11 protein-coding genes, 1 tRNA gene and 2 rRNA genes (1 of these 14 running past the window's edge) are annotated in these 16,672 nt (G+C 55.6%); 6 read left to right on the top strand and 8 right to left on the bottom strand.

From position 1 onward, the window contains the following. From RBH10_RS02740 to RBH10_RS02730, 3 genes are all read left to right on the top strand, one after another. A 23S ribosomal RNA gene (locus RBH10_RS02740) occupies positions 1-1,715 on the top strand; it begins 1,083 nt to the left of the window's first position. 245 nt (positions 1,716-1,960) lie between these two features. Then, positions 1,961-2,075: ribosomal RNA gene (gene rrf, locus RBH10_RS02735) — 5S ribosomal RNA — on the top strand. 227 nt (positions 2,076-2,302) lie between these two features. Next, a tRNA-Met gene (locus RBH10_RS02730) sits at positions 2,303-2,379 on the top strand. A 268-nt stretch (positions 2,380-2,647) separates the two neighbouring features. Here RBH10_RS02730 and RBH10_RS02725 read toward each other — a convergent pair. Then, positions 2,648-3,736, bottom strand: coding sequence for a class I SAM-dependent methyltransferase (locus RBH10_RS02725; RefSeq protein WP_281038396.1), 1,089 nt, complete (start codon positions 3,734-3,736; stop codon positions 2,648-2,650). Positions 3,737-4,050: 314 nt separating this feature from the next. Between RBH10_RS02725 and gmd the strand changes: the two genes are divergently transcribed. From gmd to RBH10_RS02710, 3 genes are all read left to right on the top strand, one after another. Continuing rightward, on the top strand, positions 4,051-5,121 hold the full coding sequence (gene gmd, locus RBH10_RS02720; protein WP_281038397.1) for a GDP-mannose 4,6-dehydratase: 1,071 nt from the start codon (positions 4,051-4,053) through the stop codon (positions 5,119-5,121). Further along, positions 5,105-6,100 carry a GDP-L-fucose synthase gene (locus RBH10_RS02715; protein ID WP_281038398.1) on the top strand — a complete coding sequence of 332 codons (996 nt, stop codon included), beginning with the start codon at positions 5,105-5,107 and terminating at the stop codon, positions 6,098-6,100. Before gmd ends, RBH10_RS02715 begins: the two co-directional genes overlap by 17 nt. A gap of 87 nt (positions 6,101-6,187) precedes the next feature. Further along, complete coding sequence (locus tag RBH10_RS02710; RefSeq protein ID WP_281038399.1) at positions 6,188-8,662, top strand: glycoside hydrolase family 28 protein; 2,475 nt, start codon at positions 6,188-6,190, stop codon at positions 8,660-8,662. A gap of 347 nt (positions 8,663-9,009) precedes the next feature. Here the strand turns inward: RBH10_RS02710 and RBH10_RS02705 are convergent, their stop codons facing one another. The 7 genes from RBH10_RS02705 to RBH10_RS02675 form a co-directional block, all read right to left on the bottom strand. Next, a complete protein-coding gene (locus tag RBH10_RS02705; RefSeq protein WP_281038400.1) occupies positions 9,010-9,339 on the bottom strand; it encodes a hypothetical protein in 330 nt (109 codons plus the stop codon). A gap of 140 nt (positions 9,340-9,479) precedes the next feature. Further along, positions 9,480-10,739 (bottom strand): polysaccharide biosynthesis/export family protein, encoded by a 1,260-nt coding sequence (locus tag RBH10_RS02700; RefSeq protein ID WP_281038401.1) that lies wholly within the window; start codon positions 10,737-10,739, stop codon positions 9,480-9,482. A gap of 3 nt (positions 10,740-10,742) precedes the next feature. Continuing rightward, a complete protein-coding gene (locus RBH10_RS02695) occupies positions 10,743-12,905 on the bottom strand; it encodes a polysaccharide biosynthesis tyrosine autokinase (protein ID WP_281038402.1) in 2,163 nt (720 codons plus the stop codon). Positions 12,906-12,956: 51 nt separating this feature from the next. Next, the gene (locus RBH10_RS02690) at positions 12,957-13,670 is read right to left on the bottom strand and encodes a response regulator transcription factor (protein WP_045019698.1); all 714 of its coding nucleotides are present in this window, start codon (positions 13,668-13,670) and stop codon (positions 12,957-12,959) included. Positions 13,671-13,759: 89 nt separating this feature from the next. Beyond that, entirely contained in the window at positions 13,760-14,413 is a 654-nt protein-coding gene (locus tag RBH10_RS02685; RefSeq protein WP_045019758.1) for a PIG-L deacetylase family protein, read from the bottom strand. Continuing rightward, on the bottom strand, positions 14,410-15,222 hold the full coding sequence (locus tag RBH10_RS02680) for a glucose-1-phosphate cytidylyltransferase (protein WP_281038403.1): 813 nt from the start codon (positions 15,220-15,222) through the stop codon (positions 14,410-14,412). The genes RBH10_RS02685 and RBH10_RS02680 overlap by 4 nt, the downstream gene beginning before the upstream one ends. Next, positions 15,219-16,511, bottom strand: coding sequence for a class I SAM-dependent methyltransferase (locus tag RBH10_RS02675; RefSeq protein WP_281038404.1), 1,293 nt, complete (start codon positions 16,509-16,511; stop codon positions 15,219-15,221). Before RBH10_RS02675 ends, RBH10_RS02680 begins: the two co-directional genes overlap by 4 nt. Between the last annotated feature and the right edge of the window lie 161 nt (positions 16,512-16,672).

Below are 16,672 nucleotides of genomic sequence, written 5' to 3'. Positions count from 1 at the left end.
ACAACCAGGATGTTGGCTTAGAAGCAGCCATCATTTAAAGAAAGCGTAACAGCTCACTGGTCTAAATAAGGGTCTTTGCGCCGAAAATGTAACGGGGCTAAAGCCATGCACCGAAGCTGAGGATATGCCGTAAGGCATGTGGTAGCGGAGCGTTCCGTAAGTCTGTGAAGGGGTACCTGTGAGGGGCCCTGGAGATATCGGAAGTGCGAATGTTGACATGAGTAACGATAAAGGGAGTGAGAGACTCCCTCGCCGAAAGACCAAGGGTTCCTGCTTAAAGTTAATCTGAGCAGGGTTAGCCGGCCCCTAAGACGAGGCGGACACGCGTAGTCGATGGGAACCACGTTAATATTCGTGGGCCTGGTGGTAGTGACGGATCTCGTGTGTTGTACATTCTTACTGGATTGAATGTGCGGCGAAGAGGTTCCAGGAAATAGCTCCACCGTATAGACCGTACCCGAAACCGACACAGGTGGTCAGGTAGAGTATACCAAGGCGCTTGAGAGAACTATGTTGAAGGAACTCGGCAAATTGCACGCGTAACTTCGGAAGAAGCGTGACCCCATTTTACGCAAGTATGATGGGGTGGCACAGACCAGGGGGTAGCGACTGTTTATCAAAAACACAGGGCTCTGCGAAGTAGCAATACGACGTATAGGGTCTGACGCCTGCCCGGTGCTGGAAGGTTAAAGGGAGGGGTGCAAGCTCTGAACTGAAGCCCCAGTAAACGGCGGCCGTAACTATAACGGTCCTAAGGTAGCGAAATTCCTTGTCGGGTAAGTTCCGACCTGCACGAATGGCGTAACGACTTCCCCGCTGTCTCCAACATAGACTCAGTGAAATTGAATTCCCCGTGAAGATGCGGGGTTCCTGCGGTCAGACGGAAAGACCCCGTGCACCTTTACTATAGCTTTACACTGGCATTCGCCAAGGCATGTGTAGGATAGGTGGTAGGCTTTGAAGCATGGACGCCAGTTCGTGTGGAGCCATCCTTGAAATACCACCCTTATCTTCGTGGATGTCTAACCGCGGTCCGTTATCCGGATCCGGGACAGTGTATGGTGGGTAGTTTGACTGGGGCGGTCGCCTCCGAAAGAGTAACGGAGGCGCGCGATGGTGGGCTCAGACCGGTCGGAAATCGGTCGTCGAGTGCAATGGCATAAGCCCGCCTGACTGCGAGACTGACAAGTCGAGCAGAGACGAAAGTCGGTCATAGTGATCCGGTGGTCCCGTGTGGAAGGGCCATCGCTCAACGGATAAAAGGTACGCCGGGGATAACAGGCTGATGACCCCCAAGAGTCCATATCGACGGGGTTGTTTGGCACCTCGATGTCGACTCATCGCATCCTGGGGCTGGAGCAGGTCCCAAGGGTATGGCTGTTCGCCATTTAAAGCGGTACGTGAGTTGGGTTCAGAACGTCGTGAGACAGTTCGGTCCCTATCTGCCGTGGGTGTAGGAATATTGACAGGATCTGTCCCTAGTACGAGAGGACCGGGATGGACGTATCTCTGGTGGATCTGTTGTCCTGCCAAGGGCATAGCAGAGTAGCTATATACGGAATGGATAACCGCTGAAGGCATCTAAGCGGGAAACCAACCTGAAAACGAGTGTTCCCTATCAGAGCCGTGGAAGACGACCACGTTGATAGGACGGGTGTGGAAGCATGGCAACATGTGAAGCTTACCGTTACTAATAGCTCGATCGACTTCTTCGTTCCCATTGAATATGTTCATCGATGATGAACATCATCTGTTCTGTCCTGACGCGCATAGCGCTCCGGACGGGCCGCGCCACAGGGCGCGACGACCTCTGGTCTGTATGGCTGCCACGCTCATCCTTGAGCAAAGGTGGAATACGGATCGGTCGCAGAAAGACGTGTTAAATTAAATGAAGCGCAAGCTTCCCAGCTTCTCGAAAACTGTTTCCATCTCATAAATGGAAATCGTTGCGTTTTGCCGACCTGGTGGTTATCGCGGGGCGGCTGCACCCGTTCCCTTTCCGAACACGGCCGTGAAACGCCCCAGCGCCAATGGTACTTCGTCTCAAGACGCGGGAGAGTAGGTCGCTGCCAGGTCTGCAAAACGCAACAATAAATCTTCTCATTCACATACCTCGGCCCAGCCGATACAAAGGGCCGCCATAAGCGGCCTTTTTGCATTGCGGAACATGAAAACATAAGGAAAACGCCCCGTGCGTCCCTTACAGGAGACAAATCGCCTTCGGCAATTTGCTCCGGCAGTATGCATCACAGCTTCCCTGTGATGCAGTCGCGATAAATCCCATAGGGATTTACGCTGGTAACGCGGGGTGGAGCAGCCCGGTAGCTCGTCAGGCTCATAACCTGAAGGCCGCAGGTTCAAATCCTGCCCCCGCAACCAAAATCACGATCAGATAAAACAAAAGCCCTCCATCAGTGGAGGGCTTTTGCCGTTTTGGGGGCCAGGAGACCGCAGATGTTTGCTAGCGGTATATTCCTGTTGGGCTCCAACAGACGGCGGTGGCTGAGCTCATCGACCCGCCCGAGCGTAGAGAACTCAATAGCTCATCGTCTCAATTAATCGAACGTCTCCATCAGGCCCCTAGGCAAGGAGGCGAATGCCCTCGCTCTGGCAGCAACTGTCATCGTCTGGCTGACAAGTCCTGACCCTAGATCAGAAGACAACAGGCTTCGGAAATGTGTTGAACAATGGCTTGCCCTGCAATTACGATCATGTCCCCTTCAATGGGTTGATGAGGCTGCAGCAAGTGTTCGTCGATCGTCAGCAGGAAATGTGAGGAATGCCGTTCGCCTGGCGAAATGGAAATGTAAGACCAGCGATGCCAGGCAAATGGCATCGTGGCAACGGCCATTCCCAGCAGTCCTTTGAGGCGCATTGACCATGTTGCCGGGGACTTGGCGTGGCGCGCAGCATCGGTTGCTTCGGCATTGTCGATACGATGCGCGCGGTTCCACGCTGCTTGGCCATGGTTGATCTTCCATGCATCGGGGTCATCGTTTGCCAGATCAATCGTGGATTTTACAGGCTCGGCGATCAGCGCGACGTTGGGACTGAGCATGCGTGGAACGAAAGAAAACGGCAGGCTGCGGATTTCGCGCAAGGGTGCGTTGACGCGGACAAGCTGCGCCAGACACCGCCAGTCGAAACCCTGGTGTGACGTATGGTGCGCGGGCACCCGGTCCAGCCGATATAACCCTGCCCAAAAGGTCTCTTTCAGGTTGCCGGACTGCCGATTGTAGCCCATGAGGGCCGAACCCCAGTTCTTGATCCATACGGCTGGCCCGACTTCGACCGGCACGGTGATCAAGAAAATCCTCGGGCGAACAATTGAGCAGACATGCTCGATGACGCGAACGGTGCGGTTGAGATGGATATGTTCGAGCGTTTCAAGTGCGATGACGATGTCGGCCTCGATCGTTTCGTAGAGCTTTTCATCGCTGGCGTCGCCGACGATGAAACGGCAGTTTTCGTATTTGCTGTAACGGTTGCGCGCGGCCTCAATGAAGATCGGGTCGTAGTCGATACCGATGTAATCAACGTCGAATCTCTCCAGAATATGTCCGACCGCACTTCCAGGGCCGCAGCCGATATCCAATATCCGGACCTTCCGATTGCCGACGTCCTTCTGCAATGTTTCCAAGACCTCAAGCAGCTTTCGATAGCGGCCCGCATGCAGAAAACGGGTCAGCCAGTTGTAGTTCTGCATTTTCTCGTAAGTCGTCGCGAACGTGCCCATCCAATTCGTCTCCATAAAGAGCAAATGACGTCGTCTCACTCTCCCCGTTGTCGCAAAGATCGTGCGCGACCCGGCGTTGTATTTCCGGAGTCTGGCACGGCTTGCGCGACCTGCAACTCGACCAAAAGGCTTAAGTCGGAAGTTGGGATGCTCACCCCGCCTCCTCATAAAGGCAGATATCGAAGGGCTGGACAGTGAAACGGGCAGTTCTGACTGGCCGTCCTCTCCCTTTTGGTATGCTGCCGACGCGCAGGGTCTCGTTATACCTTTTTAAGAGGCGTCATCCGGGGCCGTAACCGCTGGAGATGTGGTGGATGGTAGACAAGAAAGCCTTGATTATCGGCGTCACCGGGCAGGATGGCGCTTATCTCAGCGAACTGCTGCTTGCCAAGGGATATATGGTGCACGGCCTGAAAAGGCGGTCTTCCTCATTCAATACCGGCCGGATCGACCATCTTTATCAAGATCCGTTCGCGGAAAACGTTCGCTTTCGTTTGCATTTCGGTGACCTGACGGACGCCACGAACCTGTGCCGGGTCATTCAGGAGGTCCAGCCCGACGAGATCTACAATCTCGGCGCCCAGAGCCATGTCCAGGTGAGCTTCGAGACACCGGAATATACGGCAAATGCTGATGCGCTTGGCACGCTGCGGCTGCTGGAAGCCATGCGTATCCTGAACCTTGGCGATCGCTGCCGGTTTTATCAGGCATCGACATCAGAGCTATTCGGGGGGATGGGGACTGTCGCTCAGCACGAGGGCACACCGTTCTATCCGAGAAGCCCCTATGCTGCGGCAAAACTCTACGCATACTGGATGACTGTCAATTACCGGGAAAGTTACGGCTTTCACGCATCCAACGGCATTCTCTTCAACCATGAGAGCCCCATTCGCGGGGAGACATTCGTCACGCGGAAAATCACGCGCGGCGTCGCGGCCATCGAACGCGGTCTCATGAGCAAGCTGCGTCTTGGCAATCTCGACGCAAAGAGAGACTGGGGGCATGCGCGCGACTATGTCGACGGCATGTGGCGGATCGTGCAGCAGGAGATACCGGAGGACTATGTGCTTGCTACCGGCGAGGCACATACGGTGAGGGAATTCGTCCAGCTTGCTTTCGGCGTGGTTGGCAAGACCATCGAGTGGCACGGCGATGGCCATGACGAAGTGGGATACGATGCCAAAACCGGAAATACGATCATCGAAATCGATCCCAGGTATTTTCGTCCGGCGGAGGTGGATTTTCTTCTCGGCGACCCCAGCAAGGCGCGCAGGAAACTCAACTGGAGCCACTCGACTTCCTTCTGCGAGCTTGTCCAGGAAATGGTCGAAGCGGATCTTCGCCTCGTGATGTTGGAAGAGGGAAGAAATGAATTCGTCGCATAAATCGAAAGAAGTCCCGTTCAGCTTGCGTGGTAAGCGCGTGTGGGTTGCAGGCCATACCGGAATGGTCGGCTCGGCACTTGTGCGACGTTTGGAGGGCGAGAATTGCGAAATCCTCAAAGTCTCTCGCAGCGAGCTTGATCTGACCCGACAGTACGAGACGGAGCAATGGATGAAGGCTGCAAGACCGGAGGTCATTTTTGTTGCTGCCGCCAAGGTTGGAGGCATCGCAGCAAATGCAGCATATCCGGCGGACTTTCTTTACACCAACACCCTCATTTCGATGAATATCATGAAATCGGCTGCCGACATCGGTGTCGAAAAACTTCTCTGGATGGGGTCGAGCTGCATCTATCCGAAATTCGCAGCACAGCCGATCACGGAAAATGCCCTTTTGACCGGTCCGCTGGAGCCTACCAACGAAGCCTACGCGATTGCGAAGATCGCGACGCTCAAGCTTTCCCAGTTCTATGCCAGTCAGCACGGTTTAAATTGCGTCTCCGTAATGCCGACCAATATTTACGGGCTGAACGACAATTTCGATCCACAAAGCTCGCACGTCATTCCCGCGATGATCAGAAGAATGCATGAGGCGAAAATCAGCGGTCAGAACAGGGTTGTTCTATGGGGCTCGGGCAGTCCTCTGCGTGAATTTCTCCACGTGGACGATCTGGCGGACGCCTGTTGTTTCCTGATGAAATCACCGGTGTATTTCCCGCTGATCAATATCGGCTCGGGACGTGAGATATCCATCCGCAATCTCGCCCATCTGATTGCAGGTGTCGTCGGCTACGATGGGCAGATCATTTTTGACACAAGCAAGCCGGATGGGGCCCCCAGAAAGCTGCTTGACTGCTCGCGGCTAAAAAAGCTTGGCTGGACATCGACGGTCGAGCTCAGACACGGAATTCAGGATTTGTATGAGTGGTGGCGACAACCGAAGCCGCTGCGATCGGATCAGCTACGGCAAGCCGCACAATAAGCCCTCAAGAACACGCTCAGAAGGGCCGATAGGCGTAATCCTGGATCAAAGACGAGTTCGCTCGCGGGCTGACGCAGGTTCCACCCGATGGAATTGAAACAAACCTGTGTTCGTCTGCGGAGATTGCGCAAGATGAGATCGTCAAATTCCCGTGCTTCATGGATTGTGCTCGCCGTCCTCGTGCTTGCAATACCAGGTTTCTGCTTTACAGGGCAGCGAGCGGTGAACGGCGGGCAAGAGCAAGGCAGCCAACCTGATCCACGGCAGTTCGGTTTCCCGATACCTGTTCCAGAACCACGATTGCCGGATGATGCGGACGTCTTCAATCCACCGTGGACGGAGGTCGGCCGCAATGGGCCGGCGATCGCGGAGATTTCGAGAACGGCGGGCGCGGGCGAGGTTGTCTCGATGACCGGTGTCGATCTCGACGGACGCACGGGTTTCGAAGTCTTTTCGCAAGTCGCTGGTGCTGCGGGCGGCGTGGTGACGCTGATGGTACCGCTGACGGCTGATGCGACAGCGGCGACGCTGCTGCTGCCAGATACGCTTCCGTCATGGTCCACGTACCTGATCAGGCCTGTGCGGGGCGATGTTCAAGGGCGAAGCTTTACGATCAATCGCACGGAAAGCTGGTGGATCGGACCCGATTCTGCAGCCCCGGGGGCGATCGTCTCCGTATATGGACGCAACCTGTCGCGATCCAATGGGACCAGCCAATCCTATCTCTACATCAAGCCGGTCGCCGCCGCCGGCTGGTACGTTCCGTCAATCTCCGTCAATCCCTTCAAGGTCGATTTCGAGGTGCCAGCTCTGCCGCCGGGTGACTATGAAGTGTGGGTGCACAATACCCATGGTGGTCGTTTCGGCTGGAGCGGTCCGCTCAGACTTGACGTCCTGTCGCAATCGCCATGGGCGGCGCAGGATAAAAGGCTCCTCAACGCCGGGCAGTTTGGCGCAAAGGGCGATGGCATGACCGACGACACCGCAGCGATTTTGCGCGCGATCGACGCTGCGGCTACAACTGCCCCATCGACATTGCATTTTCCTGCCGGCATTTATCTTGTGACAAGGCCTCTGATTGCGCCCGCCAATGTATCCTGGTTCGGCGACGGTATGAACAAAACAGAAATCAGGCTGAACCGGAGGATTGATCAGAGCATGGTTGTCGTTAACGGCGACAACACCCGGTTCCGGAATCTGACCCTCAATGCCAATCGCAACACTGCCGGTAAACCTCTTCTTGGATTGCGAGATGCCAAAAACATACGTCTGGATTCCGTACGCATCGACGCCTGGGGCGCGCCGGCGTTTGATGCGCAGGACACGGAAGGGTTTTTCGTTAATGCTTCCGAGCTGATCGAGAACGGATCCTTCTACGGCGCGAGCCGGCAGGTGTTTTTGTCCAATAACCGGTTCCGGATGACGGGTTACGGCGAATCCGTTGTCGCCCTATGGGGTGGGCGTGATTTCGCCATGACCGGCAATGAGCTTACAAACGCGGATGAAAACCGCGACGACGGTCATGGCATCGGGCGTTTCTTTGTCGCTCAAGCGCATTTCGGGAGCATGCGAAACCTCTATTTTGCGAAAAACATCTCGCGAAACGCCGCTCCCCACGACTGCACCAAGGTCGATTGTAACAAGGGCGAACAAATCTGCTTCGAGATCGTCGGGAGCAAGCTTAAAAACGATTTCGTCGACGCTTCGTTGAACTCGGTTACCTTCAAGTCCCTGTCGGATTGGGAGGATGCCGTGCCGGGCGGGCGCGATCTTGTCATCGTTGGCGGGCGAGGTGCCGGGCAGCACCGTCATATCGTGTCGACTGACGGTTCTGCCGTTCTGCTTGAGCAAGTCTGGAATGTCGTTCCCGATCGAACGAGCCGTTTTGCCCTGGCAGCGACCGCGTCGAGGGCAGTGATATACGATAACACTTTTGAGGGCAGGGCGAACTATGCCGACCATGATTCCGATTCCACCGGCGTTCTGCTTTATGGTAACGTCTACGACGTGGTGGTCGACAGCAACCGTATCTCTCAGATGCGACATGGCATGATGACGATCGCGCTGGACTCGACACGGGGACTTAGCCCGTATTTCCTACAATACTCCAACAACAGCGTGAGCCGCAGCAACAGCGGCCTCTATGTCGGCACGACATTCGCGGATTCCGGCGTTGCCGGCATCTGGGGAGGTCTGGGAAATGTTTATCGCGGGAATAGTTTCACCAATATCGCCTATATCGGCGTCGAATATGAAACCTGGGACCATCTTGGCGCCGACTATAACGGCACTGTCTTCGACGGAAATACCTTCACCAACGTCCGCTATGGCTTCGTTGATGCCTACAAACTCATGTGGACGCACGACGGCAGCTTCAAGGCTGGACCGCCCGAACGCTCAAGGCGGATCAATACGGTGCTCTACGACAATCATTTCACCCGAGGAACGCCGGGCCCCGTCGAAAGTTCGGGCTTCGTGACGATGCATCCGCAGAACAGCTGGGCAAATGTCGGTTCGACATGGAGCGGATTTGCAAAGGGCAACAGGGGGCCTGATCGTTAACTCGTCCTTCAATTCGTCGAATGAAGGCCAGCACCTATTGAGCTGGGGCCAAATCTCCGGAAAATTCGGGCAATCTACCTCCAAGGGCGTAATTGGGGGTAATGGTTGCGGGCAGAACGCAAATAGGCTCGCCCGGTTGAACGAACGAGCCCACCCGCGACCGGGTAACCCCGGTAACCGGGGGCCCGCCAAGTATCAGGGGGCGGCGGGCAATTTTAGAAAACCCTTTTCATCGCCTCGGTTCAATCTGGCTATAAGCGGTAGGGGCTCCATCCATTTGCTACCTGCGAAATTTACGCGCTGTGCGTAACCGCAATAAACTGCATAAGCGCTGGAGCTTGAGAAATTCACTTGGCCGGTCCGGTTTTCGTCGTCACGCCGAGCCAGGCCCGGACATCGGTCGCCGTGATCCAGATACGGCCATCGAATGCAAACATCCCCTTCTCGATTTTAGATGCCGCTATCGTTGCAAACACGTCAGCGAATTGCGCCAGACGTTGCGCATCGCATTGCGGCGGAGACTGAATGTCGTTCAGGGCATCTTGCGTCACATGGATGGGTTGCAACCCTCTCTCGCCGTTCACGATGATGACGGCGCGCTGCCGGACCATATGATAGCCGACCGGAACGAAAGCCGATCCCATCTTCGCCTCCTGAAGGCTGTTATCCTCGCGCATGCAACGAGTCGCGAAGGTCGTCGTCGGCGCTCGTCGCTAGAGCGCGTCCGGTTTAAACGGAATCGACGGACGTATTCCATGCCTTTGTTTTTAAGCATTTTCCGGACGTAAAACCGCTACGCACTTTTACTGGAAATGCTCTAGTTGACGCTGCCTGTGACGACTGCTGCGGAAAGCGGGTCTCTGCCGGATACCGACAGGCGGACGCGGACGACGTCCCCCGCCTGGACTTGCGTATGCTCGTCCGCAGCCGTTTCGCGATATGTGCCTGCAACCTGACGCACGATGAAGAACTTGGTTTCGATCATGTCCTCGAGGCTGGAAACCCGCCGCGCCGTCGAGCCGATCTCCGCCATGGATTGAAGGCTGAAGGTCATCTTTTTCTTGAGGCGCATGATGTCCAGGGAGGTCTCCCGCAATTCGGTCGCTGCGTCATTGTGCCTTTTGCTCTTCAGCTCCAGAATACGTCGCTCCACCTCGCTCTTGTTCTGTTGTGCTCGCGCCAGGAACGATGTCGATTCGAGCACTTGCTGGTTCATGGATAGCAATTCGCGCTTGCGCTCTCTCAGGGCAGATTCAGAGGCTGCACCGCGCGTGACAAGTTCTTTCGACGCGTTGACGTCCATGTCGAGCAACTCAAGTTGCTGGCTGCGCATGACGTTGCTTTTCTCAAGCGTGTCGATTTCCTGGATGAAGTTCTGTCGCTGGACTTCGAGATTGGTCTTTTCGTCCTGCTGCGCCGACAGGCGAAGGCGAAACAGACTTGTTTCAGATGAGACGATCTTCTCCAACGCGGCGCGATCCCGGACCAGCCCGATTTCGTCTCCCTTGTATTCGAACCCGGTATCATTCAGTTCCGCTTCCAGCCGTACACGCCGGATATCCTGCGACAGGAGTTGCATCGACATGTCTTCGTACTCCTGCTGTGCAGCGATCAGCTGTATGCCGGAGGTATCCCTCTGTGCATTGGATTCCCGCAATCCCCCGCCGAGCGCGAAGAGTTCAAGCACGATCATCCCCGGACGGTATTCATATTTCCCCGGCTTCTGGACGTCGCCGACAACGAAGATCGGAGCGTATTCCTTGACCGCAACCGCAACGGAGCGGTTTGCGACGTGGGTTGCCAGATCACGGCTGATCCGCGCACCGATCTCGTCCACCGTCTGATCGACCACGTTGACGTTGCCGAGAAGCGGATAACCGATCGTTCCATCTGCACTGACAGGAAACAGGCCGGTCAGTCCTGGATCGCCATATACGGAGATCGTCAACACATCACCGGTAACGACCTTGTAGTTGCTGCCTTCTGCAGCAGCATAAGTCGGGCAAATGGCCAAAGACAGAAGGACACTACCCGCGATCAGTGGGGAAAAGCCTTTGGACTTTGTCACGAAGCGCATGTGTCACCTCTTGCTTTGGGCTGCAACCGGGGGAAGCAGATTGGTTGCCCGTTTCCGCAGCTTGAAATTATGATTCCAATCCCGGAAAATCCTTGGCCAGATCGGGGTTTGATGCTTTCTCTGACGCCGTATTCCGTTGAGAACGATGCCTGTGATCGGCCGCCCGGCGACCCGCAGCTTGATGACGGCGTTCTTCATGCTGGCACCATCGGCGACGTCCTGCCGGACGACGAAGGCCACGGCGTCCGACAGGGTGGCGATCCGCAACAGATCGAGGTCATAGGCAACTGATGGGGCATCGATCAACACCAGTTCGTATCGCTGTCTCGCCTCAGCAATCAGGCCCGCGAAGCGCTTGTTTCCAAGAACAAGATTTGGCGGCAAGTCGCCTTTCTCGGCGACGATGATGTCGACGCCGGAGGCTTCATCGCGTTGGACGACGTCATCAAGAGCTACCTCACGGCTGACCGCGTAGGCGACATGCGATGTCGTACCCACATCGAATTCCGGCCCGAGAGCCGGGTTTCGCAGATTGGCGTCGATCAGCAGCAGCTTTACCCCGCTCATAGCAAGAGATCTGGCAAGGTTGGCAATCACGAACGTCTTGCCCTCTCGATCGGTCGAAGAGGTGAAGGCGATCACTTTGGCCTTGCTCTCGGCCAACTGTATGTGGGTCTGCAGGTCGGCAAACGCGCTGTAGAAATCTGCCGCGCCGCTGCTGAATTTGCCGGGCTTGTTCTGGAACTCCCCGAAGGAAATGCGCGGGATGCGTCCGATGACGTTAAGCCCGGTTTTCTGCTGAAGAGACGAGATGGAGCCAACGGACCGGTCGGTAAAATTCAGGATAAAAGCCGTTGCCAAACCGGTGCCGCAACCGAGAAGGAGCGCAAGCAAGCCCCACAGGCTCTCGTCAGGGCTGGTCGGTTTACGGGACGGCATTGCGCTCGATATGATCCGCGCTTCGGCGGTTGCGATGCCGTCCTGTTCAATAGTCTGCTTGTAGCGTGCCAGGTACGTCTCGTAGATCGAGCGGTTCGCCGCCGCTTCCCGGTCAAGTTGCGCGGACTGAACCATCGCCATGTTCGTCGTGGAAATGGCGCGTTGCGCATCATCGAGGCTCGCCTGGACTTCCTGCCGTTGTGTTTCGTTGACCTCGATCTCGTTGCGCAAGGCAGCGATGATCTGCGATATCTCTGAATCGACCTGCTTGTTGAGTGAACTAAGCTGGGAGGATAATTGCGGACGCTCCGGACTCATTGTAGCGCCGCTTTCATCGATCTGGGCAATGGCACGAATGACTCGTGCCTGCTCGGCCCTTAGAAGCTGGATCGTTGGTGAGGACAGAACTTCGGTTATTGCCAGCCCATCGCCGCTTTTCTGCAGTTCGAGCGCTGTCGCCAACCGCGCCTTTGACCCCGCCAGCTTGGCCTGTAGCGTTGTTAACTCGACATTCAGACTTGAAAGACGCTGCGACTGCAAGGGGATGCCCCCAGTGTCAATCAATCCGGATTTTTCGCGAAATTGCGATGCCTGTCGTTCGGACTCCTCAAGCTCGGTCCGCAGACTGACGAGGCGCTCACCCAGCCAGGTGCTCACACGCCGGGTCGCCGTCGTCTGCAGGTCGATCTGATAGTCGATGTAGGCTTCCCCGAAAGCGTTGGCGACTTTCGCGGCAAGCGCCGGATCGCCGGCATAATAAGAAATGTAAATCGTATACGAGCGACCATCATTCATCACACGAACGTTGGTCATGAGGTTGTCGATCAGTTTCGCTGTCTCGGCGTCAATTCGAAGGACGGCCGGGTTGGTGTTGGGCAGCTCGGATTTGGGCTGCCGCGCATCGAGCACGCGCTCTTTCTGCAGGATGACAAGAACCCGTTCGGCCATGGACCTCGAGCCGATGATATCGAGTTCCGTTCGAAGCACCGGGCTTTCCTGAGGCAGCGGTGAGACCACGGATTCGGTGGGCAGGGCCTGAAGTTTGCGGACATCCAGAGCAAGGATTGCCTCGGCCTTGTATCGGATCGGGCTTCGCGCATAGCCGATTGCCGCGATTGCGAAACTGGCGAGAAAGCAAAGGAAGACTGCTTTGCGGCGCTCCCGCAGGATGGCTATGAAGCGGGAGATACCTTCCTGTTCACTCGGAGATGATGACGACTGGATCATGGCGGTTCCTGCTGTAAGCGGGGCGTTCGGTGGCGACCGGTGAACGGGTGCTTAGCGCTCGTAAGCCATGTCGCCGATCTTGCAGGCAACTTCTGTGCGGTTGGTCGCTCCAAGCTTCTTCATGATGTTACGGATATGCACCTTGATAGTGCTTTCGCAGAGGTTCAGCTCCAGAGCGATATCCTTGTTAGCCTTGCCGCAACGCAGGGCCTCAGCGATAGCCGATTGACGGCTTGTAAATTTCATCGGCGGTCTGGACGCGTGCGCAGTCAGGCCGAAAAGACTTTTCATGTTCATGACGCTGCTTGCCGGTATGAAACGACCACCAGCGATTGCGAGACTTATCGCCTGAACGCAGACATCGACACTGACAGAACTCGATATATAACCGCGCACGCCAAGAGCGATCGTATCGAGGATAGTATTGATATCCTGATCGTCTGAGAGCACGACGACGGCGGCCGGCGACACCGCAGCGACAATCTCTGCGAGCTCGTGGTTTGTCTCTGGCAGTGGACCATGTCCGACACTGACCAGAACCGCGGCAGGCATGCCGATTTCTGCGCGTGCCTGTTGCCATTCGCCGAGATCGGAGAAGGTCAGAATGCGCCTGTCCGCATATTGATAGTTGAGACTATGCGCGAGGCATTCCCGCTCCAGCATGCGACGGTCTATGATGCCGATGTAGCTGGCTGCGCTTGTTGCGGCCTGCGGATGCGGAGGTGCGCCCGCGGATGGGTTCTCGGAGATATAGTTGTGTATCATGACGAAGATGCCCCCTGTACTCTACTTGGCTTCTTTTCTGAACTTCCGAAAAACGTGCCGATTTCGTACCGTCCATGGGCTTGCGCCTTTCAGGCGAACATCAGCTTTCTGACGGTAAAGGCTTCTGCAAAACGTGTGGGCGCCCGGCATTCCATTCCCCGCAGCCGCGCCAGGCCACGAAAGGTTTCCGCGTCGAACCAGTCCTTGGATCTTTGTGTTCCAAAGTGCTGCAGGAGAAGTTCGACCTTCATGTTGATCGCGTCTTCGCTCAACGGCACATAGGCATTTCGCCTGCCGAAATCGCCGTCCCACTTGGGGATTTCGTATTCCATGATCAGGTGATTTCGAAAGACGTTGGATGTGAGCTTGTTGATTTCGCGATGATCCTGGTGTGCGTCCTCGCGGCTATGCGTGAATATGATGTCGGGATTGATTTTGTCGCGCAATATCAGAAGCCATGACTTGATCTCGCGGCTCTGAGTGGGAAAGTAGCTGTCCTGAAACGATCCAAGCTCGATCGAGTAGGATGCTGCCTTTGCCAGAAAAGCTTCGGCAGAACTGCGCGCTTCCAGAGCGCGCTCGTTGCCGGCGCTGAGGACGCACCAATAGACATCAAGCAATACGCCTTTTGAAAGCAGGCTGAGGATCGTGCCTCCGACGCCGATCTCAATATCGTCGGAATGAGCTCCAAGACAAAGGATCGACAGACGATCACCGGGCGAGGCGAGGGACATGTTCTTCATGGCCGTAGCTTCGGCTTTGACGATTTGCATGCCATGGATTCGTCGTCTCCTATCCATGGCATGTCACCACGCTCGACCATCGCCTCCAACGTCTGCCAGTCGCGCAAGGTATCCATCGAGCGCCAGAAGCCCTCATGTTTGTAGGCCATCAATTTGTCTTCTGAAATCAACCTGGCAAACGGTTCCAGCACGAGTTCTTCACCCTCGCGCATGTAGTCGAAAATTTCCGGTCGCATCAGGAAGTAGCCGCCGTTGATCCACATATCGGATGTTTCCGACGATCGAAATTCCCGGACCCTTCCGCTCTCGTCGATCTCTGCCAGATGGTAGGTGAGGGGTGGCCTGACAGCCAGAAAGCAGGCGAGCTTGTCGCTCTTTTCGAATTTGGCAATCATGTCGTCTAGATCGACGTCGGTCAGGCCGTCGCTGTAATTGGCGAGGAACATCTTCTCGCCTTTGAGATGATGGCGTACCGCCCAGAGACGCTCGCCTATATTGCGCCATATCCCCGTGTCGATCAGGGATACACGCCAATCCCTCGGCAGTTCCTCGAGCAACTCCACGCGTCCGGGGCTTGATATGACGCAATCGGCATAGCTTTCCGGCCGACTGTTCAGGAAGAATTCTTTTATGACGTGCGCCTTGTAGCCGAGGCAGAGGATGAAGTCCTCATGTCCGAAGCGGGCGTAATATTGCATGACATGCCGCATGATCGGTTGAGAACCGAGCGGGATCAGCGGTTTTGGGACGCTTTCGGAATATTCCCTGATGCGTGTACCCCTGCCGCCGCAGAACAAGACGACCTTCATTGCGCCAGCTCCTTCGGATCAATGATGGATATGTTGGGAATTGGAACGATGAATTTTCCACCCCAATTTTGGATGTCTTTCATTTGCGCAACGATTTCACTCTTCAGGTTCCAGGGTAGAATGAGAACGTAGTCCGGCTTCATGTGCTGGATTTCGCTGACGGGCCGGATCGGGATATGCATTCCCGGCGTGAGGCGACCATGTTTGTAAGGATTGCGATCGACGGCAAAATCGATGAAGTCGGTGCCGATGCCGCAATAATTCAGCAGCGTATTGCCTTTTCCCGGCGCGCCATAGGCGCAGATCGATTTGCGCATTTCCTTGAGACGGATGAGGAACGACAACAGGTTTCGCTTGGTTCGGCGCACGGATTCGGCAAATGCGGTGTAGGTCTCGATCTTGTCGAGCTGAGCGCTGAGCTCCCGCGCGAGGAGGGTATCCACGCTGGCTTGCCGCGAAAAACCGCTGTCCTCGTGCGAGAAATAGACGCGCAGTGAACCGCCATGCGTGGGGATTTCCTCGACATCGAAAACCTTGAGCCCATGACGGCGGGCCATTTTTTCTATGGTCAGCAGGGAGAAGTAGGAAAAGTGCTCGTGATAGATGGTGTCAAATTGGTTTTCCTCGATAAGCCTTGCGATATGCGGGAATTCGAGCGTGATCACGCCTTCAGGCTTGAGCAGGACTTTCATGCCGGCAACGAAATCGTTGATATCGGGCACTTGGGCGAGAACATTGTTGCCGATGATGAGATCAGCCTTTTGTCCCTCGGCCGCCATATCGGTCGCCAAAGCTTCGTTGAAAAATTCGGTCAGTGTCGGGATACCTTTCCCGATCGCCACCTTTGCGACGTTGACCGCCGGTTCAATGCCGAGCATCGGAATGTTACTGTTCAGGAAATGCTGCAACAGGTAGCCGTCGTTGCTGGCAAGCTCGACAACGAAACTCGCTTCGCCAAGCGCGAAGCGCTCGATGACCATGTCGCAATATCGCTTTGCGTGAGCAACCCAACTGTCTGAAAATGATGAGAAATACGCGTATTCCGTGAAAATGTTCTCAGGCGCGACGTATTCCTGTAGCTGGACGAGGAAGCAGTCGTCGCAAACGAACGCATGGAGCGGGTAGAATGGCTCAACGTCGTTGGCTGCGTCAGCTGCAACGAAGCTTTCGCAGGGCGGGGACATTCCCAGATCGACAAACGTATGCACCAATGGCGCACTGCAGAGACGGCAAAGCCCAACATGATGCGTCGCGCTGAGTCTTGCAGAAAAGACTGCCTCATTATTCATCTGGCGCCCCCTGATTTCATCGCTGTGTCTTTGAGTGAATTCTAGAAAATTCTTTTATTAACTGGAAAAATACTATGGATCAGGGGTGACTGACGATACTGCATCCGGCGCGAAAACGTCATCCATAAGTCGTAGGATGAGATGTCTACTCGATGAGAACC

This window comes from Rhizobium sp. AN73, assembly GCF_030757975.1.
Lineage (GTDB): Bacteria > Pseudomonadota > Alphaproteobacteria > Rhizobiales > Rhizobiaceae > Agrobacterium > Agrobacterium arsenijevicii.
This window is presented reverse-complemented; position numbering and strand designations above follow the sequence as displayed.